This window comes from Streptomyces racemochromogenes, assembly GCF_039535215.1.
Lineage (GTDB): Bacteria > Actinomycetota > Actinomycetes > Streptomycetales > Streptomycetaceae > Streptomyces > Streptomyces racemochromogenes.
In genome coordinates this window covers 3,753,745-3,779,506 of sequence record NZ_BAAAWT010000001.1, presented here as the reverse complement: position 1 = coordinate 3,779,506, position 25,762 = coordinate 3,753,745, and the positions used below count along the sequence as shown (strand labels likewise).

At 73.4% G+C, this 25,762-nt stretch carries 24 protein-coding genes; 10 read left to right on the top strand and 14 right to left on the bottom strand.

Annotation, left to right across the window (positions count from 1 at the left end; genetic code table 11):
• Nucleotides 1-48: 48 nt before the first annotated feature.
• The 4 genes from ABD973_RS17530 to ssd are packed head-to-tail and all read right to left on the bottom strand — an operon-like array spanning nt 49 to nt 3,978.
• On the bottom strand, nt 49-825 hold the full coding sequence (locus ABD973_RS17530) for a type II secretion system F family protein (RefSeq protein ID WP_345500793.1): 777 nt from the start codon (nt 823-825) through the stop codon (nt 49-51).
• A complete protein-coding gene (locus tag ABD973_RS17525) occupies nt 825-1,709 on the bottom strand; it encodes a type II secretion system F family protein (protein ID WP_345500791.1) in 885 nt (294 codons plus the stop codon). The genes ABD973_RS17530 and ABD973_RS17525 overlap by 1 nt, the downstream gene beginning before the upstream one ends.
• Nucleotides 1,706-2,854 carry a TadA family conjugal transfer-associated ATPase gene (locus ABD973_RS17520; protein WP_125821567.1) on the bottom strand — a complete coding sequence of 383 codons (1,149 nt, stop codon included), beginning with the start codon at nt 2,852-2,854 and terminating at the stop codon, nt 1,706-1,708. Before ABD973_RS17520 ends, ABD973_RS17525 begins: the two co-directional genes overlap by 4 nt.
• Nucleotides 2,851-3,978: a septum site-determining protein Ssd gene (gene ssd, locus ABD973_RS17515; protein WP_386381883.1), complete on the bottom strand. Its 1,128-nt coding sequence runs from the start codon at nt 3,976-3,978 to the stop codon at nt 2,851-2,853. The genes ABD973_RS17520 and ssd overlap by 4 nt, the downstream gene beginning before the upstream one ends.
• Nucleotides 3,979-4,476: 498 nt before the next feature.
• Here ssd and ABD973_RS17510 point away from each other — a divergent pair, with 498 nt between their 5' ends.
• A complete protein-coding gene (locus ABD973_RS17510; RefSeq protein ID WP_125603884.1) occupies nt 4,477-5,346 on the top strand; it encodes an HAD family hydrolase in 870 nt (289 codons plus the stop codon).
• Nucleotides 5,347-5,715: 369 nt separating this feature from the next.
• Here the strand turns inward: ABD973_RS17510 and ABD973_RS17505 are convergent, their stop codons facing one another.
• On the bottom strand, nt 5,716-6,555 hold the full coding sequence (locus ABD973_RS17505; protein WP_345500789.1) for a Fic family protein: 840 nt from the start codon (nt 6,553-6,555) through the stop codon (nt 5,716-5,718).
• Nucleotides 6,556-6,664: 109 nt separating this feature from the next.
• Between ABD973_RS17505 and ABD973_RS17500 the strand changes: the two genes are divergently transcribed.
• Nucleotides 6,665-7,678, top strand: coding sequence for an ATP-binding protein (locus ABD973_RS17500; RefSeq protein ID WP_125603886.1), 1,014 nt, complete (start codon nt 6,665-6,667; stop codon nt 7,676-7,678).
• On the opposite strand, the gene ABD973_RS17495 is transcribed toward ABD973_RS17500, so the two are convergent.
• Complete coding sequence (locus ABD973_RS17495) at nt 7,635-8,948, bottom strand: polysaccharide deacetylase family protein (protein ID WP_125821569.1); 1,314 nt, start codon at nt 8,946-8,948, stop codon at nt 7,635-7,637. The two genes, ABD973_RS17500 and ABD973_RS17495, sit on opposite strands and share 44 nt — an antisense overlap.
• A gap of 235 nt (nt 8,949-9,183) precedes the next feature.
• On the opposite strand from ABD973_RS17495, the gene ABD973_RS17490 reads away from it, so the two are divergent.
• The 6 genes from ABD973_RS17490 to ABD973_RS17465 all read left to right on the top strand — a co-directional run bounded on the left by ABD973_RS17490 (nt 9,184) and on the right by ABD973_RS17465 (nt 17,361).
• A complete protein-coding gene (locus ABD973_RS17490) occupies nt 9,184-11,676 on the top strand; it encodes a SulP family inorganic anion transporter (protein ID WP_125821570.1) in 2,493 nt (830 codons plus the stop codon).
• 255 nt (nt 11,677-11,931) lie between these two features.
• The gene (gene acs / locus ABD973_RS17485; RefSeq protein ID WP_125821571.1) at nt 11,932-13,887 is read left to right on the top strand and encodes an acetate--CoA ligase; all 1,956 of its coding nucleotides are present in this window, start codon (nt 11,932-11,934) and stop codon (nt 13,885-13,887) included.
• A 233-nt stretch (nt 13,888-14,120) separates the two neighbouring features.
• Nucleotides 14,121-15,566 (top strand): Na+/H+ antiporter NhaA, encoded by a 1,446-nt coding sequence (nhaA, locus tag ABD973_RS17480; protein ID WP_125599955.1) that lies wholly within the window; start codon nt 14,121-14,123, stop codon nt 15,564-15,566.
• A 54-nt stretch (nt 15,567-15,620) separates the two neighbouring features.
• Nucleotides 15,621-16,079 (top strand): phage holin family protein, encoded by a 459-nt coding sequence (locus ABD973_RS17475; protein ID WP_125599958.1) that lies wholly within the window; start codon nt 15,621-15,623, stop codon nt 16,077-16,079.
• On the top strand, nt 16,076-17,035 hold the full coding sequence (locus ABD973_RS17470; RefSeq protein ID WP_125599961.1) for an alpha/beta fold hydrolase: 960 nt from the start codon (nt 16,076-16,078) through the stop codon (nt 17,033-17,035). The genes ABD973_RS17475 and ABD973_RS17470 overlap by 4 nt, the downstream gene beginning before the upstream one ends.
• A gap of 152 nt (nt 17,036-17,187) precedes the next feature.
• On the top strand, nt 17,188-17,361 hold the full coding sequence (locus ABD973_RS17465; protein WP_164720907.1) for a hypothetical protein: 174 nt from the start codon (nt 17,188-17,190) through the stop codon (nt 17,359-17,361).
• Between the two features lie 54 nt (nt 17,362-17,415).
• Here ABD973_RS17465 and ABD973_RS17460 read toward each other — a convergent pair whose 3' ends face one another.
• From ABD973_RS17460 to nth, 3 genes are all read right to left on the bottom strand, one after another.
• Nucleotides 17,416-18,618 carry a MarP family serine protease gene (locus ABD973_RS17460; protein WP_125599964.1) on the bottom strand — a complete coding sequence of 401 codons (1,203 nt, stop codon included), beginning with the start codon at nt 18,616-18,618 and terminating at the stop codon, nt 17,416-17,418.
• A gap of 13 nt (nt 18,619-18,631) precedes the next feature.
• The gene (locus ABD973_RS17455) at nt 18,632-19,348 is read right to left on the bottom strand and encodes an NUDIX hydrolase (protein ID WP_241253290.1); all 717 of its coding nucleotides are present in this window, start codon (nt 19,346-19,348) and stop codon (nt 18,632-18,634) included.
• Nucleotides 19,349-19,508: 160 nt separating this feature from the next.
• Nucleotides 19,509-20,336, bottom strand: coding sequence for an endonuclease III (gene nth / locus ABD973_RS17450; RefSeq protein ID WP_241253569.1), 828 nt, complete (start codon nt 20,334-20,336; stop codon nt 19,509-19,511).
• Nucleotides 20,337-20,622: 286 nt separating this feature from the next.
• Between nth and ABD973_RS17445 the strand changes: the two genes are divergently transcribed.
• Nucleotides 20,623-21,297 carry a Crp/Fnr family transcriptional regulator gene (locus tag ABD973_RS17445; RefSeq protein ID WP_007264960.1) on the top strand — a complete coding sequence of 225 codons (675 nt, stop codon included), beginning with the start codon at nt 20,623-20,625 and terminating at the stop codon, nt 21,295-21,297.
• Nucleotides 21,298-21,442: 145 nt separating this feature from the next.
• Nucleotides 21,443-22,246 (top strand): nucleotidyltransferase domain-containing protein, encoded by an 804-nt coding sequence (locus ABD973_RS17440; RefSeq protein ID WP_345500779.1) that lies wholly within the window; start codon nt 21,443-21,445, stop codon nt 22,244-22,246.
• Here ABD973_RS17440 and ABD973_RS17435 read toward each other — a convergent pair.
• From ABD973_RS17435 to sp36, 5 genes are all read right to left on the bottom strand, one after another.
• The gene (locus tag ABD973_RS17435; RefSeq protein ID WP_345500777.1) at nt 22,243-22,548 is read right to left on the bottom strand and encodes a hypothetical protein; all 306 of its coding nucleotides are present in this window, start codon (nt 22,546-22,548) and stop codon (nt 22,243-22,245) included. The two genes, ABD973_RS17440 and ABD973_RS17435, sit on opposite strands and share 4 nt — an antisense overlap.
• On the bottom strand, nt 22,545-23,390 hold the full coding sequence (locus ABD973_RS17430) for an MBL fold metallo-hydrolase (RefSeq protein WP_125821576.1): 846 nt from the start codon (nt 23,388-23,390) through the stop codon (nt 22,545-22,547). Before ABD973_RS17430 ends, ABD973_RS17435 begins: the two co-directional genes overlap by 4 nt.
• Entirely contained in the window at nt 23,387-24,295 is a 909-nt protein-coding gene (locus ABD973_RS17425) for an NUDIX hydrolase (RefSeq protein ID WP_125599977.1), read from the bottom strand. Before ABD973_RS17425 ends, ABD973_RS17430 begins: the two co-directional genes overlap by 4 nt.
• 814 nt (nt 24,296-25,109) lie before the next feature.
• Entirely contained in the window at nt 25,110-25,583 is a 474-nt protein-coding gene (locus ABD973_RS17420; RefSeq protein ID WP_125598345.1) for a RidA family protein, read from the bottom strand.
• Nucleotides 25,580-25,741 (bottom strand): Sp36 family protein, encoded by a 162-nt coding sequence (sp36, locus tag ABD973_RS17415; protein WP_007264966.1) that lies wholly within the window; start codon nt 25,739-25,741, stop codon nt 25,580-25,582. Before sp36 ends, ABD973_RS17420 begins: the two co-directional genes overlap by 4 nt.
• Nucleotides 25,742-25,762 lie beyond the last annotated feature (21 nt).

Below are 25,762 nucleotides of genomic sequence, written 5' to 3'. Positions count from 1 at the left end.
CTTGATCTGATTTCAGGTTTTGATTTCCGACGCACCGGACGGTTCACGTCACCGCTGCGACAGCAGTCCCGAGGCCATTCCGATCACCACCGGCGCCACGCCGACCGCGAGGAACGCGGGGAGGAAGCACAGCCCCACCGGAGCGGTGACGAGCACCGCCGCCCGCTGCGCCCGGGCGCCCGCCCGCCGGGAGCGGTCCGCCCTCAGGGCCGCCGCCAGACGGGAGACCGGCTCCGCGGCCGGCGCCCCGGTCCGCGCGGCGCGCTCCAGGCACTCCGCCAGTCCCCGCGCCCCGGGTATCTCCGCCAACCTCCCCCACGCCGCCCCCGGTTCGCCGCCCAGCCGCAGCTCCGCCCCCGCGAGGGCCAGCCGCTCACCCACCGGGCCGCCCAGCGACTCCCCGACCACCTCGGCCGCCTCCACCGGCCCCGCCCCCGCCGCGAGACAGGCCGCCAGCAGGTCCGCCGCGAACGGCAACTGCGCCTGCGCCTCCCGCAGGTCCGGCCCGCCAGGCGGCCGGGCCCGCACGAGCAGCCGCCGCGCCGCGAACGCCGCCCCGCACCCGACGAGAAGCCCCGGCACCCCACCGACCAGCACCCAGCCCGCCAGCAGCGCCCCGGCCGGCCACGCCCAGGACAGACCCGCGGCCCGGATCCCCGGCCCCCACCGCGGGCCCCGCCGCACCGGCCCGCCCCGGAAGAGCACCGCCGTCCTGCGCCGGACCGCCCGCAGCCCCAGCCGCGCCACCACCGCCGAGACCGGCCACCACACCAGCGCCACCGCGCACAACGCCGTCCCCAGCCTGTGGACCGCCGAGCCGTCCATCACCGCTCCCCCGTCCGGACGATCCGCCGGCACCAGAGCAGCCCCAGCGCCTCCAGCAGCCCGCCCGCGAGCAGGCAGCCCCACCCGACCGGGGAGTGCAGCAACACCCGCAGCGGGTCCGCGCCCAGCGCGGTGCCCATCAGCAGTCCCACCAGCGGCAGCAGCGCGAGCACCACCGTCGTGGACCTGGCCCCCGCGAGCTGGGCCCGCAGCGACTCCTCCCGGTCCCGCTCGGCCCGCAACGCCCCTTCCAGCCGGTCGAGTCCGGCCGCGAGGCCCGCGCCCCCGTCCACCGATACCCGCCAGCAGGCGGCCATCCCGGCCAGTCCCCGCGCACCGGGCTCCCGCGCCGCCTGGTGCAGGGCCCCGGCCACGTCCCCGCCGAACGCGGCTGCGGCCAGGACCCCCGTCTCCGCCGCCCCCGGACCGCCGGGGCCGGCCGCGGTACGCCGTATCGCCACGGTCAGCGCCCTGCCCGGCTGGGCGCCGGCCCGCAGCTCCCCCACGACGGCCCCGCACAGCTCCACGACCCCCGCGGCCCGGGCGGCGCGCGCCCGCTCCCGCTCCCTGGCCCGCAGCCAGCGCCGCAGCAGCGGCACCGAGGCGGCGCCGAGCACCAGCGGGATCGCCGACCCGCCCGCCGCGGCGACCAGCGCCCCGGCCGCCAGACCGGCCCACTCCCGCCAGCGCGCGGCCCGTACCCGCAGCGCGGCCGCCAGCCGCTGCCCGGGCGCCGGCCCGCCCGGAACCAGCGGCCCGCCCCCGGCCAGGACCAGCCGGGCCCGCCGGGGCCGCCCCTCACCCCCGGCCAGCCCCCAGGCCGCCGCGCCGGCGCAGAGCACTCCGGCGAACACCGGCACCGACCCGAGCGCCCCGGCGTTCACCGCGCACCCCCGAGCAGCGGGGCGAGCCGTGTCCAGCCGGCCTCCCGCACGAAGCCGCGCGGCCCCCACCGCAGCGCGGGCACGGTCACCACCAGCCCGGCCGGGTCCCGCTCCAGCACGTGCACCTCGGCCACCCGCCGCCTCCCGGACCGGTCCCGCACCAGGTGGACCACCAGGGTCAGCGCTGCCGCCAACTGGCTGTGCAGGGCGGCCCGGTCGAGCCCGGCGGCCGTCCCGAGGGCCTCCAGCCGGGCGGGCACGTGCCCCGCGGCATTGGCGTGCACCGTCCCGCAGCCCCCTTCGTGCCCGGTGTTCAGGGCGGCGAGCAGGTCGGCCACCTCCGCGCCCCGCACCTCGCCGACCACCAGCCGGTCGGGCCGCATCCGCAGGGCCTGGCGGACGAGGTCGGCGAGGGTGACGAGCCCGGCCCCCTCCTGGTTCGCGGGCCGGGTCTCCAGCCGCACCACGTGGGGGTGGTCGGGGCGCAGCTCGGCGGAGTCCTCGGCGAGGACGATCCGCTCGCCCGGCCCGACCAGTCCGAGCAGGGCGCTGAGCAGGGTGGTCTTGCCCGTCCCGGTCCCGCCGGAGACGAGGAACGACAACCGGGCCTCGACCATCGCCCGCAGCAGCCGCTGCCCGCCGGGCGGCAGTGTCCCGGCGGCGACGAGCTCGTCCAGCGTGAACGCCTTGGGCCGCACCACGCGCAGCGACAGACACGCCGATCCGACGGCCACGGGAGGCAGCACGGCGTGCAGCCGGGTGCCGTCGGGCAGCCGGGCGTCGACCCAGGGCCGGGCGTCGTCGAGCCGCCTCCCCGCGACTGCGGCCAGCCGTTGGGCCAGCCTGCGCACGGCCTCGGCGTCGGCGAAGGCCACCGGGGTCAGCTCCAGCCCGGCGCCCCGGTCCACCCACACCCGGTCCGGGGCGGCGACCAGCACGTCGGTGACGGCGGGGTCGGCGAGCAGCGGCTCCAGCGGCCCCGCGCCCACCAGTTCGGAGCGCAACTCGGCTGCCACCCCGAGCACTTCCGCGTCCCCGAGGAGCCGCCCCTGGGCCCGCAGGGCCGCGGCGACCCGGGCGGGCGTGGGCTCGGCCCCGCTCTCGGCGAGGTGCTGGCGCACCGCGTCCAGCAGCACGGCGCTCATGCGGGCACCCCCTGGGCGGAGCCGAGCGCCCGCCGCCAGAAGCCGTCGCAGAAGCGGGCCAGCGTGCCCCGCGCACCCGGCGGTTCCCCCTCGGCGACCCTCCCCGGAAGCCCCACCTCGACCGGTACCTCCCCGGCGAGCGGAGCCCCCAGCAGCCCCGCCACGGCTTCGGCGTCGAGCCCCTCGGGACAGCGGCCCCGCACGACGACGCGGACGTCCCGGGCCGCCATGCGCACTGCGGCGGCGACCCGCCCCGCCGCGGCCACCGAGCGCAGTTCGCCCGGCACCACCAGCAGCACGAGGTCCAGCTGGGCCAGCACCTCCGCGACGGCCTCGTCCACCCGGCGGGGCAGGTCGACCACCACGACCCCGCCCCGCCTGCGGGCGGCGGCCACGACCGACCGCATCGCGGCGGGCGGCACCACCACCCGCTCCCCGCGGTCCCAGCTCAGCACCCGCAGCGCGTGCAGCTCGGGCAGGGACTCCTCCAGCGCCCCGGCCCCGACGCGGCCGCGCGAAGCGGCGAAGTCGGGCCACCGCAGCCCTTCGGCGCTCTCGCCGCCGAGCAGGACGTCCATGCCCCCGCCGAGCGGGTCGGCGTCGATGAGGATGGTGCGCTCGCCGCCCTTGGCCGCCCGGAGGGCGAGCGCGCAGGCGAGGGTGGAGGCCCCGGCCCCGCCGCTGCCGCCGATCACGCCGACGGCCAGCGCGGGCCGGCCGGCGCCCTCCGCCACATCGGCGATGCGGTCGACGAGCGTGCTCTCGGCGTCGGGCAGGCGCAGGACCTCCTGGGCGCCGATCTCCACCGCCCGCTGCCACACGGAGGGGTCGTCGAGGTCCCGGCCGACGAGCAGCACCCCGTCCCGGCGGGGCGCCCCGCGCACCCGGCGGGCGGCGTCGTCCCCGATCAGCACCAGGGGCGCGGAGTCCCATCCGGGCGCCCCGGCCCCGTCCGTGGCCGGCTCCGGCACCGCGTGGTGCACGTGCGGCTCTGCGCCCGCGGCGGCGCACAGCCGCAGCAGGTCGTCGAGGAGCACCGGGTCCTCGGTGATGATCAGCGGCCGTCCGCCACCGGGCCCGGCGCCTCCGGCGCGGCCGCCGTTCGCTGCCCCGCCCGCCACCACGGGTGCCGCAGGTGCCTGCGCTTCACACGACTTCGATCCAGCCACGATCTCCGCCCCCTTCTCACTGCAAATCCACGAGCCGCGGACTTCGCGGCTGGAATCACGGTGGAGGGATCCGGAAAAAGAAGTGGATCTTGCTCGAAAACTGTGGACAAGAAGACGCCTGTGAATAACTTCGCCACACCATCAGGTGAGTTCCACAGCGCTGCGGAACCACTACGCAGCGTCACGAGTTCGGAGGAGTACAGGCCTGTGCCAGGCGGGCCCATCGATGAAGGAGGGCCGGGATGATGGTCGCCGCGGACCGGGTGGAGGGGACGCGAACCGCGTCCGGACATGCGACGACCCCCGCCGGGGGGGAGAGCGGGGGTCGTCCCCACGGTCCGACTCGGGGGGGGAGGAGCCAGACCGGGTTAGCACGGTCGCGAACGATCCGTGACTTCCATGGTGTACCCGAGAGCCTTCTCAGGCAAACCCACGCGCCACACCTTACGCCGAATGGTGGGCGCATATGCTCGGCTCGTGGAAAATCAGCCCTTGCCGCACTCGCTGCCTCGGACCGCCGCCTTCTTCGACCTGGACAAGACGGTCATTGCGAAGTCGAGCGCTCTGACGTTCAGCAAGTCCTTCTACCGGGGCGGCCTGATCAACCGCCGCGCCGTGCTGCGGACGGCCTACACCCAGTTCATCTTCCTGGCCGGCGGCGCCGACCACGACCAGATGGAGCGGATGCGGGAGTACCTGTCCGCCCTCTGCAAGGGGTGGAACGTCCAGCAGGTCCGGGAGATCGTCGCCGAAGCCCTGCACGACCTGATCGACCCGATCATCTACGACGAGGCCGCGTCCCTCATCGAGGCCCACCACACGGCCGGCCGTGACGTGGTGATCGTCTCCAGTTCCGGTGCCGAAGTCGTCGAGCCGATCGGCGAGATGCTCGGCGCGGACCGGATCGTCGCCACCCGCATGGTGGTCGGCGAGGACGGCTGCTTCACCGGGGAGATCGAGTACTACGCCTACGGCCCCACGAAGGCCGAGGCCGTCCGCGAGCTCGCCGAGTCCGAGGGGTACGACCTCGCGCGGTGCTACGCGTACAGCGACTCGATCACCGACGTACCGATGCTGGAGGCCGTGGGGCACCCGCACGCCGTCAACCCCGACCGTGCGCTGCGGCGCGAGGCCGTCGCGCGGGAGTGGCCGGTCCTGGTGTTCAACCGGCCGGTGCGGCTGAAGCAGCGCCTGCCCGGGCTGTCGATGCCCGCGCGGCCCGCCCTGGTCGCGGCGGCGGCCATCGGAGCGGCCGCCGCCACCGCCGGTCTCGTCTGGTACGCGAGCCGCCGGCGCGCGGGGATCTCCGCCGCCTCGGCCTGACCGGACCCTCCCGGCCTGGGGCGATACGGCTTGTCCGGTTCGCCCCGGGTCGCCCCGGAAAGTAAAGGAATCCTGCCAGGGGTTTCGCTCGGCACCGAAGCGGAGTAGAAAGGAGTCACGGCCCGCGAGACCAAAGAACATCCGAGAGGATCATCTTTAAAACGCAGTAAGGCCCACGGACCGAAGCATGAACGCCGAGCACCCACGCGACGTCGACCCGTCGATTACGGGCCAGCCGCACCAGGCCACGGGCAAAGTTCCCGGCCTGATGGGCAACCATCGAGGACGCTTGGTAACTGGGCGGGAATGCCAGCGGCGACACCAGAGCAAGACGGTGTCGCCGCAACCCTGCGCCCGGCCGGAACGGCCTCAGGCCGCGCCGCGCTGGAGCGCCTCGCAGACCGCGGTCGACTCGCGGACGCCGAGCTCGATCGAGCGGCCGCAGTGCCCGATCCACTGCGCCATCCCCTCCGCGGTGCCGGAGACGTAACCCTCGAAGGCCTTCAGGTAGGCCTCCGCCCCCTGCTCCGCGTGGCCGACCTCCGCCGGGCAGACCGCCTTCGGGTCCAGCCCGCTGTTGATCAGCACGATCCGCTCGGCCGCCCGCGCCACCAGCCCGTTGTACGAGGCGAAGGGCCGCAGGGCCAGCAGTTCCCCGTGCACCACCGCGGCCGTCACCAGCGCCGGAGCCGACCCGCCCGCGATGACCAGCCGGGACAGACCGTCCAGCCGCCCCGCGACCTCCTCGGCGTCCGGGAGCGGCAGGTCCACCAGGGGCTCCTCCACCGGCTCGCCCGCCAGCCGCGGCCGGCCGACGACGTCGGCGGTCCCGTCGGCCGACGCCGGGGCCGTCGCCCCGCACGCCACCAGGTGCAGCCGCGCCAGCACCCGCAGCGGCGACTGGCGCCAGATGCTCAGCAGCTGCCCGGCCTCCGCCGTCAGCCTCAGCGCGGCGCCCACCGTGCGCGCCTCGTCCTGCGCCCCGAAGTCGGTCCGGCGGCGCACCTCCTCCAGGGCCCAGTCGGCACCGGACAGCGCCGCGCTGCCCCGGGCGCCGCGCAGGGCGGCCTCGGAGGTGATCTCGCCGCTGCGCCGGCGCATCACCCGGTGCCCGTAGACGCGGTCCACGGCCTTGCGTACGGAATCCACCGACTCCGCGACCCCCGGCAGGGATCCGAGGGCCGCCAGCGGGTCAGAAGCGCTACTCATAAGTAGGGAGCCTACGCACTGCGCACCCGTAGCACCGACCCCTCCTTGGAGTGGTCTTCTTCACTCACCTTGACCACACGGCGCTACCGAGCGGCTACGCTTGGTGAACATGAAGATCGCTTTCGTGGGAAAGGGCGGCAGCGGCAAGACGACGCTGTCCTCCCTCTTCATCCGCCACCTCGCAGCCAATGAAGCGCCCGTCGTCGCGGTGGACGCCGACATCAACCAGCACCTCGGGGCGGCCCTCGGGCTCACCGACGAAGAGGCCGCCGCACTGCCCGCCCTGGGCGCGCACCTGCCCCTGATCAAGGAGTACCTGCGCGGCTCCAACCCGCGCATCGCCTCGGCCGACAGCATGATCAAGACCACGCCGCCCGGCGCCGGCTCGCGCCTGCTGCGCATCACCGAGGACAACCCGGTCTACGAGGCCTGCGCGCGCACGCTGCCGCTCGACGACGGGGATTCCGTACGGCTGATGGCCACGGGCCCCTTCACCGAGTCCGACCTGGGCGTGGCCTGCTACCACTCGAAGGTCGGCGCGGTCGAGCTCTGCCTCAACCACCTGGTCGACGGCCCGGACGAGTACGTGGTCGTCGACATGACGGCCGGGTCCGACTCCTTCGCGTCCGGCATGTTCACCCGGTTCGACGTGACCTTCCTGGTCGCCGAGCCGACCCGCAAGGGCGTCTCGGTCTACCGCCAGTACAAGGAGTACGCCCGGGACTTCGGGGTGGTGCTCAAGGTGGTCGGCAACAAGGTGCAGGGACCGGAGGACATCGAGTTCCTGCAGGACGAGGTGGGCGACGACCTGCTTGTCACCTTCGGGCACTCCGACTGGGTCCGCGCGATGGAGCGCGGCCGCCCGGCCGCGTTCGAACTGCTCGAGGCCGGCAACCGGCTCGCCCTCCAGGCGCTCCAGGACGCGGCGGAGGACTCCTACGCGCACCGCGACTGGAGCAGGTACACCGAGCAGATGGTGCACTTCCACCTGCGCAACGCCGAGAGCTGGGGGAACGCCAAGACCGGGGTCGACCTGGCGGAACAGGTCGACCCCGCCTTCGTCCTCCACGAGGCCCTGGTCAGCCCTCGCCCTGCTCCGCTGCCCGCTCCTCAGCCGGCTTGACCTTGTCCGCGCCCGGCGGGGCGGCCGGAGGCGCCGGCGGCCCCGCGGTGAGGAACTTCGTCCAGCCCTCCTTGGGCGCCTCGCCGACGTCGAGGGTGCGCATCCACTCCAGCGTCTTCGGGTTCTGGGCGTCCAGCCAGTCGGCCAGCTCGCGGAAGGGCACGCACCGCACCTCCGGCTTGGTGCACATGTCCTTGATGGACTCCTCGACGGCCCGCATGTAGGTGCCGCCGTTCCACGACTCGAAGTGGTTGCCGATGATCAGCGGTGCGCGGTTGCCCTGGTAGGCCCGGTCGAAGGCCTGCCGCAGGCCGTCGCGCATCTGGTCGCCCCAGTACTGGTGCTGCGCGGGATCGCCCTGCGTGGTCGTCCCGGACTGGTTGACCATGTAGTTGTAGTCCATGCTCAGCGTGTCGAAGGCGCGCCCCGGCATGGGCACCAGCTGGAGCGGCAGGTCCCAGAGCCCGTCCGTCTTCTTGGGCCAGATCTGCTTGCTGATGCCGCTGGAGTCGTAGCGGAACCCCATGTCCTTGGCCGCCAGCATGAAGTTCTTCTGGCCTTCGAGGCAGGGGGTGCGGGCCCCGATCAGCTCCTTGTCGTAGTCGAAGGGGAGCGGGGCCATGTTCTTCAGGCCCGCGTTCGTCTTCCAGTTCTTGACGAACGACTTGGCCTGGTTGATCTCGCTCTTCCACTCCGCCACCGACCAGGTGCCGACGCCGCCCTCGGGGCCGCAGAAGTGGCCGTTGAAGTGGGTGCCGATCTCGTTGCCCTCCAGCCAGGCGGCGCGGACCTGGGTGGCGGTGTCCTTGATGCCCTGGAGGTCGCCGAAGCCGATGTCGGAGAGGCCCGGGGAGTGCTGCGGCGCCGTGTAGAGGGAGCGCTTCTCCTCCGGCAGCAGGTACACCCCGCTGAGGAAGTACGTCATCCGGGCGTTGTACTGCTTGCCCACCTCGCGGAAGTGCGAGAAGAGCTTCTGGCTGTCCTCGCCCGCGCCGTCCCACGAGAACACCACGAACTGCGGGGGCTTCTCACCCGGCTTCAGCTTCTTCGGCACCTGCACGTTGGGCTGCGAGCCGGTGTAGGCCGTCGAACCGTCGCCGATGAGGCGGTTGAGGCTGCCGGGAGCGTCCGGGGCGGCGGGGCCCTTCTTCGCGCTCTGGCCACCGGGCGCCCCGGGCTTGGCCGGGCCGGAACCGCTGCACCCGGCGGCGCACAGGACCAGGGCCGTGGCGACCAGGCCGCCGGCGATCTTCTTCGTGGCGGCGATCATCCGCACACCTCTCCCTCGCAGTTCCATCGCGGGACCTTTCGCGATGGAACGTCCCACGCGGTCGTGTTTTAGGAAGGTGTGACAAGCCAGACAAAATACTTATTCACCCTTGAGTGCTAATTCCTAGGCCATTTGCCCGCATTACCCCCCACCGCTCTTTACTCTCCATTACCGTTCATTTACCGAGTGTTGAGACTCCCGCCGCTTCATCCCTCCTCAGAGGAGACGGGAACCCATGACAGCCACCACCCCAGCCCCCACCCCGGAACCGACCCCGGCCCCGCCCCCGTCCCCAGCCGCGGCCGGCCCGCGGAAGCGAAGTCCGCTCCAGGACCTCCCCGCCGACCTGTCCGCGTCCGCCGCCGTCTTCCTGATCGCCCTCCCGCTCTCCCTCGGCATCGCGCTCGCCACCGGAGCCCCGCTCCAGGCAGGGCTGGTGGCCGCGGCCGTGGGCGGGATCGTGGCCGGCCGGTTCGGCGGAGCCCCCCTCCAGGTGAGCGGCCCGGCGGCCGGACTCACCGTGGTGACAGCCGAGTTGATCCAGCGCTACGGCTGGCGCACCACCTGCGCCATCACCGTCCTCGCCGGCGTCTGCCAGCTCGGGCTCGCCCTCCTGCGGACCGCCCGGTCGGCGCTCATGGTGAGCCCGGCGATCGTGCACGGGATGCTCGCCGGCATCGGCGTCACCATCGCCCTGGCCCAGCTGCACATCGTGCTCGGCGGCAGTCCGCAGAGCTCCGCCGTGGCCAACGTGCTCGGGCTGCCGGCCCAGTTGGCGCACCCCCATCCCGCAGCCCTCGGGGTGAGCGCCCTGACGCTGTGCGTCCTGCTGGGCTGGGGCAGACTGCCCGGGAGGGTGGGCCGCGCCCTGCGCAAGGTGCCCGCCGCGCTCGCGGCCGTCGCCACCGCCACCGCCTTCGCGGCACTTGCCGGGCTCAGCCTGCCCCGGGTGGACCTGCCGTCGTGGCGCAGCCACGCCCTGCCCGAACTGCCCGAGGGGCCGGTGCTCGGCCTGATCGCCGCCGTCCTGACCATCACCCTGGTCGGCAGCGTGGAGTCCCTGCTGTCCTCGGTCGCCACCGACAAGCTGATCGCCGCCGAGCGCGGTACCGACAACCGCCCGCCCCGCGCCGACCTCGACCGCGAACTCCGCGGCCAGGGCGCGGCGAACATCGTCTCCGGCATGCTGGGCGGACTGCCCATCACGGGCGTGGCCGTGCGCAGCGTGGCCAATGTGAAGTCGGGTGCCGTCAGCCGAAAATCAGCCATGTTCCACGGGCTGTGGGTGGTGCTCGCGGCCGGGCTGCTCGTGCCCGTCCTCGACCTCATCCCGCTCGCCGCGCTGGCCGCCCTGGTCATGGCCGTCGGAGTGCAGATGGTCAGCATCACGCACCTGCGCACGATCAGCCGGCACGGGGAGGTGCTGGTCTACGCGACGACCATCGTCGCGGTGGTGCTGGGCGGAGTGCTGGAGGGCGTGGCCGTCGGGATCGCGGTCGCCGTGGCGCTGGCCCTGCGCCGGCTGACCCGGACCCGGATCACACTGACCGAACGGGACGGCGTACACGAGGTCTGCGCCCGCGGCCAGTTGACCTTCCTGGCCGTCCCCCGGCTGAGCAGGGTGCTGGGCCAGGTCCCGCACGGCGGGCACGTGGTGGTCGAACTGGACGGCTCGTTCATGGACCACGCCGCCTACGAGGCCCTGCACGACTGGCAGAACTCGCATCTGGCGCACGGCGGTTCGCTGGAGCTCACCGGCCGCGGCGGACGGGCCCTCGCGGGCACCGGTCCGGACGCGGACACGGAAGCCGAAGCGGACACGGACGCGGCCTCGCCCACCGCCGCGGACGCGGGCTCCGGTGCGGGCGGCGGGCACCACCGGACCGACTCCGGGCGCGGGGCGCACCACTGCTGCCGTCCCTGGACGCCGTGGCAGAACCACTGCGACCACCGCGCGGCCCACGCCCCCGCCGTCGCGGCGGGCCCCGGCGGCACGGTCGCGCGTACGATCCCCAGCGCGTCCGGGGTCCCGGCCGCCGAGACGGCGTCCCGCCGGCGCGGAGCCGGCCAACTGGCCAGCGGGATCAGCGCCTTCCAGCGGGACACCGCCCCGCACGTCCGGGACGAGCTGGCCCGGCTGGCCCGCGAGGGGCAGCGGCCTTCGCAGCTCTTCCTGACCTGCGCGGACTCCCGCCTGGTCACCAGCATGATCACGGCGAGCGGTCCGGGTGACCTCTTCACCGTCCGCAACGTGGGCAACCTCGTCCCGCTGCCCGGGGCCGAGGCCACGGACGACTCGGTGGCCGCGGCGATCGAGTACGCCGTGGACGTGCTCAAGGTCGCCAGCATCACGGTGTGCGGGCACTCGGGCTGCGGGGCCATGCAGGCCCTGCTGAACTCCCACCCGGAAGCGCCGGTGACCCCGCTGACCCGCTGGCTGCGGCACGGCCTGCCCAGCCTGAAGCGGATGGGCAGCCGGCACCACGCCTGGGCCCGGATCGCCGGGCGGCTCCCGGCCGACGCCGTGGAACAGCTCTGCCTGACCAACGTGGTGCAGCAGCTGGAGCACCTGCGGGCCCACGAATCGGTGGCCCGCCGGCTCGCGGAGGGCACGCTGGAGCTGCACGGGATGTACTTCCACGTGGGTGAGGCGCAGGCCTATCTGCTGTCCGAAGGAGAGGACTTCTTCGACTGTCGGGTTTTCGACAGCGTCGGCCAGAGCGTGTGATCCACGACAGGCCCGAACCGATAGCCTCCCGTATCCGTGCAAGCTGTTGGCCCCTTCCCGCACCCTGCAGGCGGGAAGGGGCCATTCGTACGCCGTGGACGTGCTCCCGGACCTGCGCCGCGACCCTCCCGGTCGTGATATAGGTCTAAACCAATTTTCGGCTACCCCTTGTCACCTGGGCATCCGACTGATGAGCTATGCCCGGAGACACAGCTATGCCCGGGGACAACGGAAACTCTGGGAAAGGGAGATGTCGTGAGCACTGACAGCCTGGCCAACCTGCTCAAGGAGGAGCGGCGGTTCGCGCCGCCCGCCGATCTGGCCACCGCCGCCAACGTGACCGAGGCGGCGTACGCACAGGCCGCCGAGGACCGGCTGGGCTTCTGGGCCGAGCAGGCGCGCCGGCTGAGCTGGGACACCGAGCCCACCCAGACGCTCGACTGGAGCAACCCGCCCTTCGCGAAGTGGTTCGCCGACGGCAAGCTCAACGTCGCGTACAACTGCGTGGACCGGCACGTGGAGGCCGGCAACGGCGACCGCGTCGCCCTCCACTTCGAGGGCGAGCCCGGCGACAGCCGCTCGATCACCTACGCCCAGCTCAAGGACGAGGTGTCCCAGGCCGCCAACGCCCTCACCGAGCTCGGTGTCCGGGCGGGCGACCGGGTCGCCGTCTACCTGCCGATGATCCCCGAGGCGGTCGTCGCGATGCTCGCGTGCGCCCGCGTCGGCGCCGCGCACTCGGTGGTCTTCGGCGGCTTCTCCGCCGACGCCGTCGCCTCCCGCATCCAGGACGCCGACGCCAAGCTGGTGATCACCGCCGACGGCGGCTACCGCCGCGGCAAGCCCAGCGCCCTCAAGCCCGCCATCGACGAGGCCGTCACCAAGTGCCCGCAGGTCGAGCACGTCCTCGTCGTGCGCCGTACCGGCCAGGACACCGCCTTCACCGAGGGCCGTGACGTCTGGTGGCACGACGTGGTCGGCCGGCAGTCCACGGAGCACACCCCGCAGGCCTTCGACGCCGAGCACCCGCTGTTCATCCTCTACACCTCGGGCACCACGGGTAAGCCGAAGGGCATCCTGCACACCTCGGGCGGCTACCTCACGCAGGCCGCGTACACCCACCACGCCGTCTTCGACCTCAAGCCGGAGACCGACGTCTACTGGTGTACCGCCGACATCGGCTGGGTCACCGGGCACTCGTACATCGTCTACGGCCCGCTCGCCAACGGTGCCACCCAGGTCATGTACGAGGGCACGCCGGACACCCCGCACCAGGGCCGGTTCTGGGAGGTCGTGCAGAAGTACGGCGTCACCATCCTCTACACCGCGCCCACGGCGATCCGTACGTTCATGAAGTGGGGCGACGACATCCCCGCGAAGTTCGACCTGTCGAGCCTGCGCGTGCTGGGCTCGGTCGGCGAGCCGATCAACCCCGAGGCCTGGATCTGGTACCGCAAGCACATCGGCGGCGACCGCTGCCCGATCGTGGACACGTGGTGGCAGACCGAGACCGGCGCCATGATGATCTCCCCGCTGCCGGGCGTCACCGCGACCAAGCCCGGCTCGGCGCAGCGCGCGCTGCCCGGCATCTCGGCCACCGTGGTGGACGACGAGGCCAACGAGGTCCCCGACGGCGGTGGCGGCTACCTGGTGCTCACCGAGCCGTGGCCGTCGATGCTGCGCACCATCTGGGGTGACGACCAGCGGTTCATCGACACCTACTGGTCGCGCTTCGAGGGCAAGTACTTCGCGGGCGACGGCGCCAAGAAGGACGACGACGGCGACATCTGGCTGCTCGGCCGGGTCGACGACGTCATGCTCGTCTCGGGCCACAACATCTCCACCACCGAGGTGGAGTCGGCGCTCGTCTCGCACCCCTCCGTCGCCGAGGCGGCGGTGGTCGGCGCGGCCGACGAGACGACGGGGCAGGCCATCGTGGCGTTCGTGATCCTGCGCGGCACCGCCTCGGAGACCGAGGGCCTGGTCGCCGAGCTGCGCAACCACGTCGGCACCACCCTCGGCCCGATCGCCAAGCCCAAGCGGATCCTGCCGGTGGCGGAGCTCCCGAAGACCCGCTCCGGCAAGATCATGCGCCGTCTGCTGCGTGACGTTGCGGAGAACCGCGCGGTCGGCGACGTCACCACGCTGGCGGATTCCTCGGTGATGGACCTGATCCAGACGAAGCTGCCCAGCTCCTCCGACGAGGACTGAGCACCGGCCGGCCACGGGCCGTCCGAGCCCTGGGGGCGTCCGGCGCACAACGCGCCGGACGCCCCCCGCGCGTTTAAGGTGAAGATCGCCCGATACGACCGAACGGGCCCTGTAAGACGGACCCTGTAAAATATGAAAAGCGTCAAGATGTGACGTTCTAAGTCTCAGGGTGCGCCGGGAAGTCTGGTCGGCAACTGCATGTGTCATGCCGTCGACCGACCGGAGGTTCCTCCGTGGCAACGCCCACCCCCCGCCGCAAACTGCTCGGCCGCCTCTCCCTGCCCGAGCGCCGCTTCGTCGCGGACGCCCTGCGCACGGAGACCGTCGGCGGCGTGCTGCTGCTGGTGGCCGCGATCGCCGCCCTCCTGTGGGCGAACATCCCCGCCGTCTCCGCGAGCTACGACACCGTCCGGTCCTTCCACATCGGCCCCGCCGCCCTCGGCCTGGACCTCTCCCTCCAGCACTGGGCGGCCGACGGACTCCTCGCGGTCTTCTTCTTCGTCGCCGGCATCGAGCTCAAGCGCGAACTCGTCGCGGGCGACCTGCGCGACCCCAAGGCGGCCGCCCTCCCGGTGATCGCCGCGATATGTGGCATGGCCGTCCCCGCCCTCGTCTACCTGCTGGTCAACACCCTGGGGAACGGCTCCACCTCCGGCTGGGCCGTCCCGACCGCCACCGACATCGCCTTCGCCCTCGCCGTCCTCGCGGTCATCGGCACCTCACTGCCCTCCGCGCTGCGCGCCTTCCTGCTGACGCTGGCCGTGGTCGACGACCTGTTCGCCATCCTGATCATCGCGGTGTTCTTCACCAGCGACCTGAACTTCGCCGCCCTCGGCGGCGCCGTCGCGGGCCTGGTCCTCTTCTGGTTCCTGCTGCGCGCCGGCGTCCGCGGCTGGTACGTCTACGTCCCCCTCGCCCTGGTCATCTGGGGCCTGATGTACAACAGCGGCGTCCACGCCACCATCGCCGGCGTGGCCATGGGCCTGATGCTCCGCTGCACCCGCCGGGACGGCGAGGAACACTCCCCCGGCGAGCACATCGAGCACCTGGTGCGCCCCCTGTCCGCCGGGCTGGCGGTTCCGCTCTTCGCCCTCTTCTCCGCCGGGGTCTCCCTTTCGGACGAATCCATCGCACAGGTCTTCACCCGCCCCGAGACCCTCGGCGTGGTGCTCGGCCTCGTCGTCGGCAAGGCCGTCGGCATCTTCGGCGGCACCTGGCTGGCCGCCCGCTTCACCCGGGCCGAGCTCAACGAGGACCTCGCCTGGCCCGACGTGCTCGCCGTGGCCTCCCTCGCCGGCATCGGCTTCACCGTCTCCCTGCTGATCGGCGAACTCGCCTTCGCCGGCGACGAGGTCCTCACCGACGAGGTCAAGGCCGCCGTACTCATCGGCTCCCTCGTCGCGGCGATCGTCGCGAGCGTCATGCTCAAGCTCCGCAACCGCACGTACCGGGCCCTGACGGAGGCCGAGGAGCGCGACGAGGACCTCGACGGGATCCCCGACGTCTACGAGCAGGACAACCCGGACTACCACCTGCGGATGGCTCGGATCCACGAGGAGAAGGCCGCCGAACACCGCCGCAGGGCCGCGGCCGTGGCCCTCGCGCGGGGCTCGGACGCGAACCCGGCCGCCGGAGAACCGGCGGGCGGGTCCAGCGCCGGCGCCGACCGTCCGGCATGATCTGAGGGACGACGGAGGACAGCCGCCGGCAGACGACGACAGAGGGAGACAGAGATGAGCGCAGTGGACCAAGGGGCTCCGGGAGCCGAGCGCACACTCGGCCAGCTGGTCGCCGCGGCCACCGCCGAGATGTCCGCCCTGGTGCACGACGAGATCGCCCTCGCCAAGGTCGAGATCAAGCAGGACGTCAAGCGCGCGGGCATCGGCAGCGGCGCCGCCATCGCGGCGGGCGTGCTGCTGCTCTTCTCCCTCCCCGTACTGAGTTTCGCCGCGGCCTACGGCATCCACAATCTCGGTCTCGGCCTGGCCTGGTCCTTCCTCATCGTCGGCGGCGCGTTCTGGCTGCTCGCGGGCCTCGTCGGGCTCCTGGCGGTGACGAAGTTCAAGAAGATCAAGCCGCCGGTGAAGACCATGGACTCCGTCAAGCAGACCGCCGCGCTGGTGGGAACCGTCAAGCCGCACCCGCGGCCGGTGAGTGACCAGGCTGTGGGTGTGGCACGCTCGTCCTCATGACAGCGCCCTCGGCCGACTCCGGCACTCCGCCCACCGCCGCCACGGCGGTACGGCTCGACCTGCCCGGCGGGCGGGCGGTGACGCACCGGGACGTCGCCGCCAACGGCGCCCGCTTCCACGTCGCGGAGGCCGGTGACGGGCCGCTGGTGCTGCTCCTGCACGGCTTCCCGCAGTTCTGGTGGACCTGGCGGCACCAGCTGGCCGCCCTCGCGGACGCCGGGTACCGGGCGGTGGCCATGGATCTGCGCGGGGTGGGCGGCAGCGACCGCACCCCGCGCGGCTACGACCCCGCGAACCTGGCCCTGGACATCACCGGGGTCGTGCGCTCCCTCGGCGAACCGGACGCCGCCCTCGTCGGGCACGACCTGGGCGGCTACCTCGCCTGGACGGCGGCCGTGATGCGGCCCAAGCTGGTGCGCCGGCTGGTCGTCTCCTCCATGCCGCACCCGCGTCGCTGGCGCTCGGCGATGATGGCCGACTTCGGCCAGACCCGGGCGAGTTCCCACATCTGGGGGTTCCAGCGGCCGTTCATCCCCGAGCGGCAGCTCGTCGCCGACGACGGGGCCCTCGTCGCGGAGCTGATCCGCGACTGGTCCGGGCCGCTGCTCCCGGAGGACGCCGATCTGGACGTGTACCGGCGGGCGATGTGCATCCCGTCCACCGCGCACTGCTCCGTCGAGCCCTACCGCTGGATGATGCGCTCGATGGCCCGCCCGGACGGGCTCCAGTTCTACCGCCGGATGAAGCGGCCCGTACGGGTGCCCACGCTGCACCTGCACGGCTCGCTGGACCCGGTGATGCGCACCCGCAGCTCGGCCGGTTCCGGGGAGTACGTCGAAGCCCCGTACCGCTGGCGGCTCTTCGACGGCCTGGGGCACTTCCCGCACGAGGAGGACCCGGACGGCTTCACCACCGAGCTGCTGAACTGGCTGAAGGACCCCGAACCCGACCGCTGACGAACCGTCGCAGGGGCCCGGGGCAAACCCGCCTGACGGGCCGTCCGGTCACTCGTACGGTGGTCCTACGGTCATTCAATTGCCCGGCGCATAGGCCAATTGGCCGCCCCGGACGGGATTACGGACCTTGGACCCCGGGCACAGCTCGTTGTATGGGCTGGACGCACGACCACGGTGACACCGCACGCGAACGCCGCTCGGCCAGGGTGCCGGGCACGCACGACAGGACCGGCCGGGACGACCACGACCCCCGGCTCGGGATTCCGCGCATCCTCCGCCGCCGCGCCCGCTGGGTCTCGGCGCGGCTGCGCCATCCACGCATGTAGGACCCCCGTCCGGGAGCGGCCCCGCCGGCCGGTACGCGCTCGCGTACCGGCGGGTCAGAGGGCGCAGCCCTGGGTGTCCGCCCGGCGCTCGGCGGTCTTCCCGACGCGGATGTCGTCGCGGATCTCGTCACCCGTCAGGGCGTAGCCGGTGTTCGGGTCGTCGAGCGACTTCGCGAAGACGACCCCGTACACCTTGCCCTCGGGCGTCAGCAGCGGGCCGCCGGAGTTGCCCTGGCGGACGGTCGCGTACAGCGAGTACACGTCACGGCGGACGGTGCCCCGGTGGTAGATGTCCGGGCCGTTGGCGTTGATCCGGCCGCGGACGCGGGCCGCGCGGACATCGTAGGAGCCGTTCTCCGGGAAGCCGGCGACGATCGCGTCGCTGCTGCTCGTCGCGTCCTTGTCGGTGAACTCCAGCGCCGGGGCCTTCAGCTTGGGCACGTCGAGGACGGCGATGTCGCGCTCCCAGTCGTAGAGCACGACCTTGCCGTCGTAGAGCTTGCCCTCGCCGCCGATCTGCACCGTCGGCTCGACGACCCCGCCGACGACGTGGGCGTTGGTCATGACCTTGCCCGGCGCGAAGACGAAGCCGGTGCCCTCCAGGACCTTGCTGCAACTGGGCGCGGTGCCGACGACCTTCACGATCGAGAGCTTGGCCTGCTGGGCGACCGCGCTGCGGGCGAGGGCCGGGTCGGGGGCCTTCACCTCGGTGATCGGCTCGTTCGAGAACGGGCTGAAGACCTGCGGGAAGCCGTTGCGGGCGAGGGTGGAGCTGAAGTCCGAGAACCAGGTGTTCGCCTGGGCGGGCAGCACCCGCGAAACGCCGAGGAGCACCTTGGAGTTGCGCACCTCCTTGCCCAGGGTGGGCAGCGAGGTCCCGGCCAGGGCCGAGCCGATCAGCCAGGCCACGAGCAGCATGGCGACGACGTTGACCAGGGCGCCGCCGGTCGCGTCGAGCGCGCGGGCGGGCGACCAGGTGATGTGGCGTCTGAGCCGGTTGCCCAGGTGCGTGGTCAGCGCCTGGCCGATGGAGGCGCAGATGATGATGACCACGACCGCGATCACCACCACGGTGGTGGACACCTGGGTGCCGTTGTCGGTCACGCGGTCCCAGATCAGGGGCAGCAGGGACACGGCGATGAGGCCACCGCCCAGGAAGCCGATCACCGACAGGATGCCGACGACGAACCCCTGGCGGTAGCCGACGATCGCGAACCACACGGCGGCGACCAGCAACAGGATGTCCAGCACGTTCACGTGGGCCACCGTCTCATGCGTGCCAGTCGAGCGGGACGTGACGTGAGCGGTCCCACGGTCGCTCCCAGCCCGAGAAGTGCAGGATCCGGTCGATGACGCCGGCGGTGAAGCCCCAGACCAGGGCCGATTCCACGGTGAATCCGGGCCCTTCGTGCCCGCGCGGGTGGACCACGGTGACCCGGTGGGCGGGGTCCGTGAGATCCGCCACGGGCACCGTGAAGACCCGGGCCGTCTCCGCCGGGTCCACCGCGCCGACCGGCGAGGGCTCGCGCCACCAGCCGAGCACCGGGGTCACCACGAACTCGCTGACCGGGATGTAGAGGCGCGGCAGCACCCCGAAGAGCTGGACGCCGGACGGGTCCAGCCCGGTCTCCTCCTCCGCCTCGCGCAGGGCGGCGCGCAGCGGGCCGGTGGTGTGCGGGTCGCCGTCCTCCGGGTCGAGGGCGCCGCCGGGGAAGGAGGGCTGCCCGGCGTGCGAGCGGAGGCTGCCCGCGCGCTCCTGGAGCAGCAGCTCGGGGCCGCGCGGCCCCTCGCCGAAGAGGACGAGCACGGCGGACTGGCGGCCCCGGCCGTCCTCCGGGGGCAGGAAGCGGCTGAGCTGGCGCGGCCGGACGGTCCGGGCGGCCGCCACGACGGGCTCGAGCCAGGAGGGCAGGCCGGCCGTCGTGAGGGCCAGGCCGTCCCCCTCGCGGGCGGCTGCCGTGGTCTCGTCCTGCGTACCGCGCGTCATGGGCACCCCTGTCCGCGTTCCTCTGTCGGCTTTCCTCTGGCAACACCGTCTCCCACACCGCTGAACGCGGTCCGGTTCCCGATTCGTTCCGGCGGGGGCGCGGGGGCCGGGCGCCGCGCGCCCCCGCCGCGCCCCGCGCCCCGCCCGCCACGCCCCGCGCTCAGGGCTCCGTACGGGCTCCCAGCGGCGGCGCGGGCAGGCCCGGGTAGTCCGGGGGCGGGCTCAGGCGCTGACCCGGCTGGCCGCCCTTCTCGTACTTCAGGAGCTTCTTCGCCTTCTCCGGGTCGGTCTCGCCCTCCCCGTAGGCCGGGCAGAGCGGGGCGATGGGGCAGGCGCCGCAGGCGGGCTTGCGGGCGTGGCAGATGCGGCGGCCGTGGAAGACGACGCGGTGGGACAGCATCGTCCACTCGCTCTTGGGGAAGATCGCGCAGATCTCCGCCTCGACCTTCTCCGGGTCCTCCTGCTCGGTCCACTTGAAGCGGCGCACCAGCCGGCCGAAGTGGGTGTCGACGGTGATCCCGGGGACCCCGAAGGCGTTGCCGAGGACCACGTTGGCCGTCTTGCGGCCGACGCCGGGCAGGGTGACGAGGTCCTCGATCCGGCCCGGCACCTCGCCGCCGAAGTCGTCCCGCAACGCCTTCGAGAGGCCCAGCAGGGACTTCGCCTTCGCCCGGAAGAACCCGGTCGGCCGGATGATCTCCTCCAGCTCCTCGGGCACGGCCTCGGCCATGTCCTCGGGGGTCGGGTAGGCGGCGAAGAGGGCGGGGGTCGTCTGGTTCACGCGCAGGTCGGTCGTCTGCGCGGAGAGGACCGTGGCGACGAGCAGCTCGAAGGGATTGCGGAAGTCCAGCTCCGGATGGGCGTACGGGTACACCTCGGCGAGCTCGCGGTTGATGCGGCGCGCCCGGCGGACCATCGCGAGACGGGATTCCGGCTTCGCCGCCCCCGGTTTCTTGGCCGAACCTTTGCCCAACGGGACAGGTCGCACCTTTTCGGACGCCTCCACAGGGGCTTGTTCGCCCACGGCTGAATTCGGGGTCCCCGTCACTCCCGCGGACCCCTTGGCCTGTGCTCTCACCGGCTTATTGGACACCCGGCCAGCCTAAGCCCGGCCGCCGACACCCGCCCGGACCTCAGGTAACACCACCCCGATCGGCCTCTCGCCGCACAGCACGCCCATCCGTCCGGCATCCTTGTGATTGATCGCACTGTTTGAGCCGTCCGGCAAAATGGGGAGCGGTCCCCACTGGCTGGTCGACATAGGAGAGAGACTCGTGGACGACGTTCTGCGGCGCGCCCCGCTCTTCGCGGCGCTCGATGACGAGCAGGCCGCGGAGCTCCGCGCCTCCATGGCCGAGGTGACCCTCGCACGCGGCGACGCCCTGTTCCACGAGGGCGACCCCGGAGACCGGCTGTACGTCGTGACCGAGGGCAAGGTGAAGCTCCACCGCACCTCCCCCGACGGCCGCGAGAACATGCTGGCCGTCCTCGGTCCCGGCGAGCTGATCGGCGAGCTGTCGCTCTTCGACCCGGGCCCGCGCACCGCCACCGCCACCGCGCTGACCGAGGTCAAGCTCCTCGGCCTGGGCCACGGTGACCTCCAGCCGTGGCTGAACGCCCGGCCCGAGGTCGCGACCGCGCTGCTGCGCGCCGTCGCCCGGCGCCTGCGCAAGACCAACGACCAGATGTCCGACCTGGTCTTCTCCGACGTTCCGGGCCGCGTCGCCCGGGCGCTCCTCGACCTGTCGCGCCGCTTCGGCGTGCAGTCGGAAGAGGGCATCCACGTCGTGCACGACCTCACCCAGGAGGAGCTGGCGCAGCTCGTCGGCGCCTCCCGCGAGACCGTGAACAAGGCCCTGGCCGACTTCGCGGGCCGCGGCTGGCTGCGCCTGGAGGCGCGTGCCGTGATCCTGCTGGACGTGGAGCGGCTCGCCAAGCGCTCGCGCTGACGGCTGGGCACGTCTTCGCGCGGGGGCCCCGTCCGGGTGCGGACGGGGCCCCTGCGCGCGTTCCGGCGGGCACGGCACGCACGGCCCGGCAGGACCGGCCGTTGAAGAACCGCCGGTCAGCGCCCCGGGCGGGCAGAGTAGGGCCATGGAGCACCGAGGACTGGACACGTACGGATACCTGGAGCGGGAGGGATCCCTCGGCCGGGTCCAGCCCGAGTTCGCGGCCCTGGTCGCGGCCACGCGGGGCCGGGTCGCGGAGGCGTACGGGCGCCGCCTGCACAGCGCCTACCTCTACGGCTCCGTACCGCGCGGGACGGCCCGGCCGGGGCGCAGCGACCTCGACGTGCTGATCGCCCTGCACCGGGAGCCGGGCGACGAGGACCGCGACACGGCCGAGGTGCTGGGGCGCGGGCTCGACGAGGACTTCCCGCAGATCGACGGCGTCGGCGTCCTGCTGTACGGCAAGGAGCGGCTGCTGAGCGAGCAGGAACGTTACGACCTGGGCTGGTTCCTCGCCTGCCTGTGCACCCCGCTGCTCGGCGACGACCTGGCCGAGCACCTGCCCCGCTACCGGCCCGACAGCCTGCTCGCCCGGGAGGCCAACGGGGACCTGGCCGCCCTGCTCCCACGCTGGCGGGCCCGGTTCGAGGCCGCCTCGGAACCCGCCGAGTTCCGCAGGATGAACCGCTTCTTCTCGCGGCACCTGGTGCGCACCGCGTTCACCCTCGTCATGCCCCGGTGGGGCGGCTGGACCAGCGACCTCACCGAGTCCGCCGAGGTCTTCGGCGGGTACTACCCGCAGCGGGCCGCCCAGCTGCGGCGCGCGGCCGCCGTGGCCCTGGACCCCGTGGACGACCCGGCCGTGGCCCGCGCCTACCTCGACGACCTCGGGCCGTGGCTCGCCGACGAGTACACGGCCCTCCACGGCACGAAGACGCCGCGGGACTAGGCCCCGGCGGCGGCGGGGGCTTCGAGGGCCTCCACCGCCCGCTTGGCCTCCGCCAGGCCCGCGCCCGTGATCCGCCGGTAGACCCTGATCGCCGAGATGGTCCGGCCGTCGCGCACCAGGGCGCGGACCTCGTCCATCCCGGCGGCCTCGGGCTCCTCGATGCCGAAGTGGTCCAGGACCAGGCCCAGCCGGCGCTCCAGCCGGGCGGCCTTGTCCTCCAGGGCCCGCACCTTCAGGTTCAGGGTCGAGGTGATCCACCCCGCCGCCGCGAGCAGCGCGAGGGTCAGGAAAAGCGTGTTCATTCGGGGCCCCCCGGGATCAGTCCGTGATCGCGAAGGTACTCCAGCTGCGCCTGGACCGACCACGTCGCGGCCGGCCACAGCGAACGGTCCACGTCCGCGTAGACCCGGGCGACGACCGCCTCGGCCGTGGTCAGCCCGTTCTCCACGGCCGTCTCGACCTGGGCGAGCCGGTGCGCGCGGTGCGCGAGGTAGAACTCGACGGCCCCCTGCGCGTCGTCCAGTACCGGCCCGTGTCCCGGGAGCACCGTGTGCACCCCGTCGTCGACGGTCAGGGAGCGCAGCCGGCGCAGGGAGTCGAGGTAGTCACCGAGCCGCCCGTCGGGGTGCGCGACGACGGTGGTGCCGCGGCCCAGGATCGTGTCCCCGGTCAGCACGGCCCGGTCGGCCGGCAGGTGGAAGCAGAGCGAGTCGGCGGTGTGCCCGGGGGTGGCCACCACGCGCAGCTCCAGGCCGCCGGTACGGATGACGTTGCCGGCCGCCAGGCCCTCGTCGCCGAGGCGCTGCGCGGGGTCGAGGGCGCGGACCTTCGTACGGGTGAGCTCGGCGAAACGGCCGGCGCCCTCGGCGTGGTCGGGGTGGCCGTGCGTGAGGAGCGTCAGCGCGACCCGCTTGCCGGCCTGCTCGGCGGCGCCGATGACCGCCCGCAGGTGCCCCTCGTCCAGCGGGCCCGGGTCGATGACGACGGCCAGCTCGGAGTCGGGCTCCGACACCAGCCAGGTGTTGGTGCCGTCCAGGGTCATCGCCGAGGCGTTGGGGGCCAGGACGTTGACCGCGCGGGCCGTGGCGGGCCCGGAGGAAACGGTCCCCCGGGGCTGGCCGGGGAGGGCTGCGGCATCGGTCATGCGGGGTCTCCCGGGCTCACTCGCTTCGTGAACTCGTCGTGGCCGGGCCAGCTGAGCACCAGCACGCCGTCCTCCAGCGCGGCCCGCGCCAGGACGGGGGCAAGGTCCTGCCCGCCGGCCGCGGCGAGCGCGTCGGCGGCGCTCCCGTACGGCTCCAGGGAACGCAGGGTGGAGATGGTCGGCGGCATCATCAGCAGCTCGCCCCGGTCGTACCCGTCGGCGGCGTCGGCGGGGCGGATCCAGACGGTCCGGTCGGCCTCGGTGGAGGCGTTGCGGGTGCGCTGGCCTTCCGGGAGGGCGGCGACGAAGAACCACGTGTCGTAGCGGCGCGGCTCGAACTCCGGGGTGATCCAGCGGGCCCACGCCCCGAGCAGATCGGAGCGCAGCAGCAGCTTGCGCCGGTCCAGGAACTCGGCGAAGGACAGCTCGCGCGCCACGAGGGCCTCGCGGTCGGCCTCCCAGTCGTCGCCGGTGGTGTCCCCGACGACCGTGTCCGGGGTCTCCCCCGCGAGCAGCACCCCGGCCTCCTCGAAGGTCTCGCGCACCGCCCCGCAGACGATCGCCTGGGCGGTGGCGGCGTCCGTGCCGAGGCGCTCCGCCCAGAGGTCCAGGCCGGGCCCGGCCCAGCCGATGCGGTGGTCCTCGTCACGGGGGTCGACGCCGCCGCCGGGGTAGGCGTACGCACCGCCGGCGAAGGCCATGGAGGAGCGACGGCGCAGCATGTGCACGGCGGGGCCGGCGGGAGTGTCGCGCAGCAGCATCACGGTGGCCGCACGTCTGGGCTCCACCGGGGTGAGGACCCCGTCGGCGAGCGCGCGGATGCGGTCGGGCCACTCCGGGGGGTACCACTGGCCTCCGGCGGGCGGCTGGCTGGGCGAGGGCTGACCGTGCTGACCATTGGGCATGGGCCGGATGCTACGGCCATCCGGCCCGATGTTCGAGGCCCCAGCCCTGGCCGGGCCACTCCCCACGCCGGGCGGGCGCGTCCGACACCGGCGGGCCGCCTGCGGGTGGTGCGCCGCCCCGGGTGGTCCGCCCCTGCGAGCGGTGGACCCCGGCGGGACGGTACGCCGCCGCGAGCAGTGGACCCCGGCAGGACGGTACGCCGCCGCGGGCAGTGGACCCCGGCAGGACGGTACGCCGCCGCGAGCAGTGAGCCCCGGCGGGACGGTACGCCGCCGCGAGCAGTGGACCCCGGCAGGACGGTACGCCGCCGCGAGCAGTGGACCCCGGCAGGACGGTACGCCGCCGCGGGCAGTGGACCCCGGCAGGACGGTACGCCGCCGCGGGCAGTGAGCCCCGGCGGGACGGTACGCCGCCGCGAGCGGTGGGCACCGGCGGCCGGTGCGCCGCCGCGCGGAGCGAGGTCCCCTACCCGCCCTTCGCCCGTTCCCCGGGCTCCGCCCGGACCCGTGCCTCGATCGCCGCCGGGGCTGAAAGACCCTGGCTCCGCCCCGGACCCCGCGCCTCGGACGCCCGGCGGGGCTGGATCTTCCGGCCTCGCCGGCGTGTGAGGCGCGGGCGCGGTGGCGCCGTGTCCGTAGCCGCGCCCGGCGACTGAGGGCGAGAACGGTTGAAGGGCGGGGAGGGGCCGGCACCGCGCAGCGGCACACGAACCGGCCCCGCCCCGCACACCGCCGGACGGAGTCCGACGCGGCGGCGCGAAGCCGGTGAGGCGCCCGGGCGCCGAGCCGCGCGAGCGGCGAGTCAAAACAGGGGTCAGGCCCCGGCGGTCAGCTCGACCTGGATCTCGATCTCGACCGGCGCGTCCAGCGGCAGGACCGCCACACCGACCGCGGAGCGCGCGTGCACGCCCTTGTCGCCGAGCACCTCACCCAGCAGCTCGCTCGCACCGTTCAGCACGCCCGGCTGCGCCGTGAAGTCGGGGGCCGAGGCGACGAAGCCGACGACCTTCACCACACGGGCGATCTTGTCCAGGTCGCCGACCACGGACTTGACGGCGGCCAGCGCGTTCAGCGCGCACGTCGCCGCGAGTTCCTTCGCCTGCTCCGCGGAGACCTCGGCGCCGACCTTGCCGGTGACGGGGAGCTTGCCCTGCACCATCGGCAGCTGGCCCGCGGTGTACACGTACGCGCCCGACCGGACCGCCGGCTGGTACGTGGCCAGCGGCGGGACGACCTCGGGCAGGGTCAGGCCGAGCTCGGCGATCCGGGCCTCGACGACGCCGCTCATGCCTTCTCCCGCTTGAGGTAGGCCACGAGCTGCTCGGGGTTGTTCGGGCCGGGCACGACCTGGACGAGCTCCCAGCCGTCCTCGCCCCAGGTGTCCAGGATCTGCTTGGTGGCGTGAACCAGCAGGGGGACCGTCGCGTATTCGAACTTCTTGGTCATGGGGGCGAGCGTAATGCCTGA

Bases quoted from the DNA above. Each gene is read 5' to 3' on its own strand.
- ABD973_RS17530 (WP_345500793.1), bottom strand. From the start codon at position 825: ATGGACGGCTCGGCGGTCCACAGGCTGGGGACGGCGTTGTGCGCGGTG.
- ABD973_RS17520 (WP_125821567.1), bottom strand. From the start codon at position 2,854: ATGAGCGCCGTGCTGCTGGACGCGGTGCGCCAGCACCTCGCCGAGAGC.
- ABD973_RS17510 (WP_125603884.1), top strand. From the start codon at position 4,477: ATGGTGGGCGCATATGCTCGGCTCGTGGAAAATCAGCCCTTGCCGCAC.
- ABD973_RS17505 (WP_345500789.1), bottom strand. From the start codon at position 6,555: ATGAGTAGCGCTTCTGACCCGCTGGCGGCCCTCGGATCCCTGCCGGGG.
- ABD973_RS17500 (WP_125603886.1), top strand. From the start codon at position 6,665: ATGAAGATCGCTTTCGTGGGAAAGGGCGGCAGCGGCAAGACGACGCTG.
- ABD973_RS17495 (WP_125821569.1), bottom strand. From the start codon at position 8,948: ATGATCGCCGCCACGAAGAAGATCGCCGGCGGCCTGGTCGCCACGGCC.
- ABD973_RS17490 (WP_125821570.1), top strand. From the start codon at position 9,184: ATGACAGCCACCACCCCAGCCCCCACCCCGGAACCGACCCCGGCCCCG.
- ABD973_RS17475 (WP_125599958.1), top strand. From the start codon at position 15,621: ATGAGCGCAGTGGACCAAGGGGCTCCGGGAGCCGAGCGCACACTCGGC.
- ABD973_RS17470 (WP_125599961.1), top strand. From the start codon at position 16,076: ATGACAGCGCCCTCGGCCGACTCCGGCACTCCGCCCACCGCCGCCACG.
- ABD973_RS17465 (WP_164720907.1), top strand. From the start codon at position 17,188: ATGGGCTGGACGCACGACCACGGTGACACCGCACGCGAACGCCGCTCG.
- ABD973_RS17455 (WP_241253290.1), bottom strand. From the start codon at position 19,348: ATGACGCGCGGTACGCAGGACGAGACCACGGCAGCCGCCCGCGAGGGG.
- ABD973_RS17440 (WP_345500779.1), top strand. From the start codon at position 21,443: ATGGAGCACCGAGGACTGGACACGTACGGATACCTGGAGCGGGAGGGA.
- ABD973_RS17435 (WP_345500777.1), bottom strand. From the start codon at position 22,548: ATGAACACGCTTTTCCTGACCCTCGCGCTGCTCGCGGCGGCGGGGTGG.
- ABD973_RS17430 (WP_125821576.1), bottom strand. From the start codon at position 23,390: ATGACCGATGCCGCAGCCCTCCCCGGCCAGCCCCGGGGGACCGTTTCC.
- ABD973_RS17425 (WP_125599977.1), bottom strand. From the start codon at position 24,295: ATGCCCAATGGTCAGCACGGTCAGCCCTCGCCCAGCCAGCCGCCCGCC.
- ABD973_RS17420 (WP_125598345.1), bottom strand. From the start codon at position 25,583: ATGAGCGGCGTCGTCGAGGCCCGGATCGCCGAGCTCGGCCTGACCCTG.
- sp36 (WP_007264966.1), bottom strand. From the start codon at position 25,741: ATGACCAAGAAGTTCGAATACGCGACGGTCCCCCTGCTGGTTCACGCC.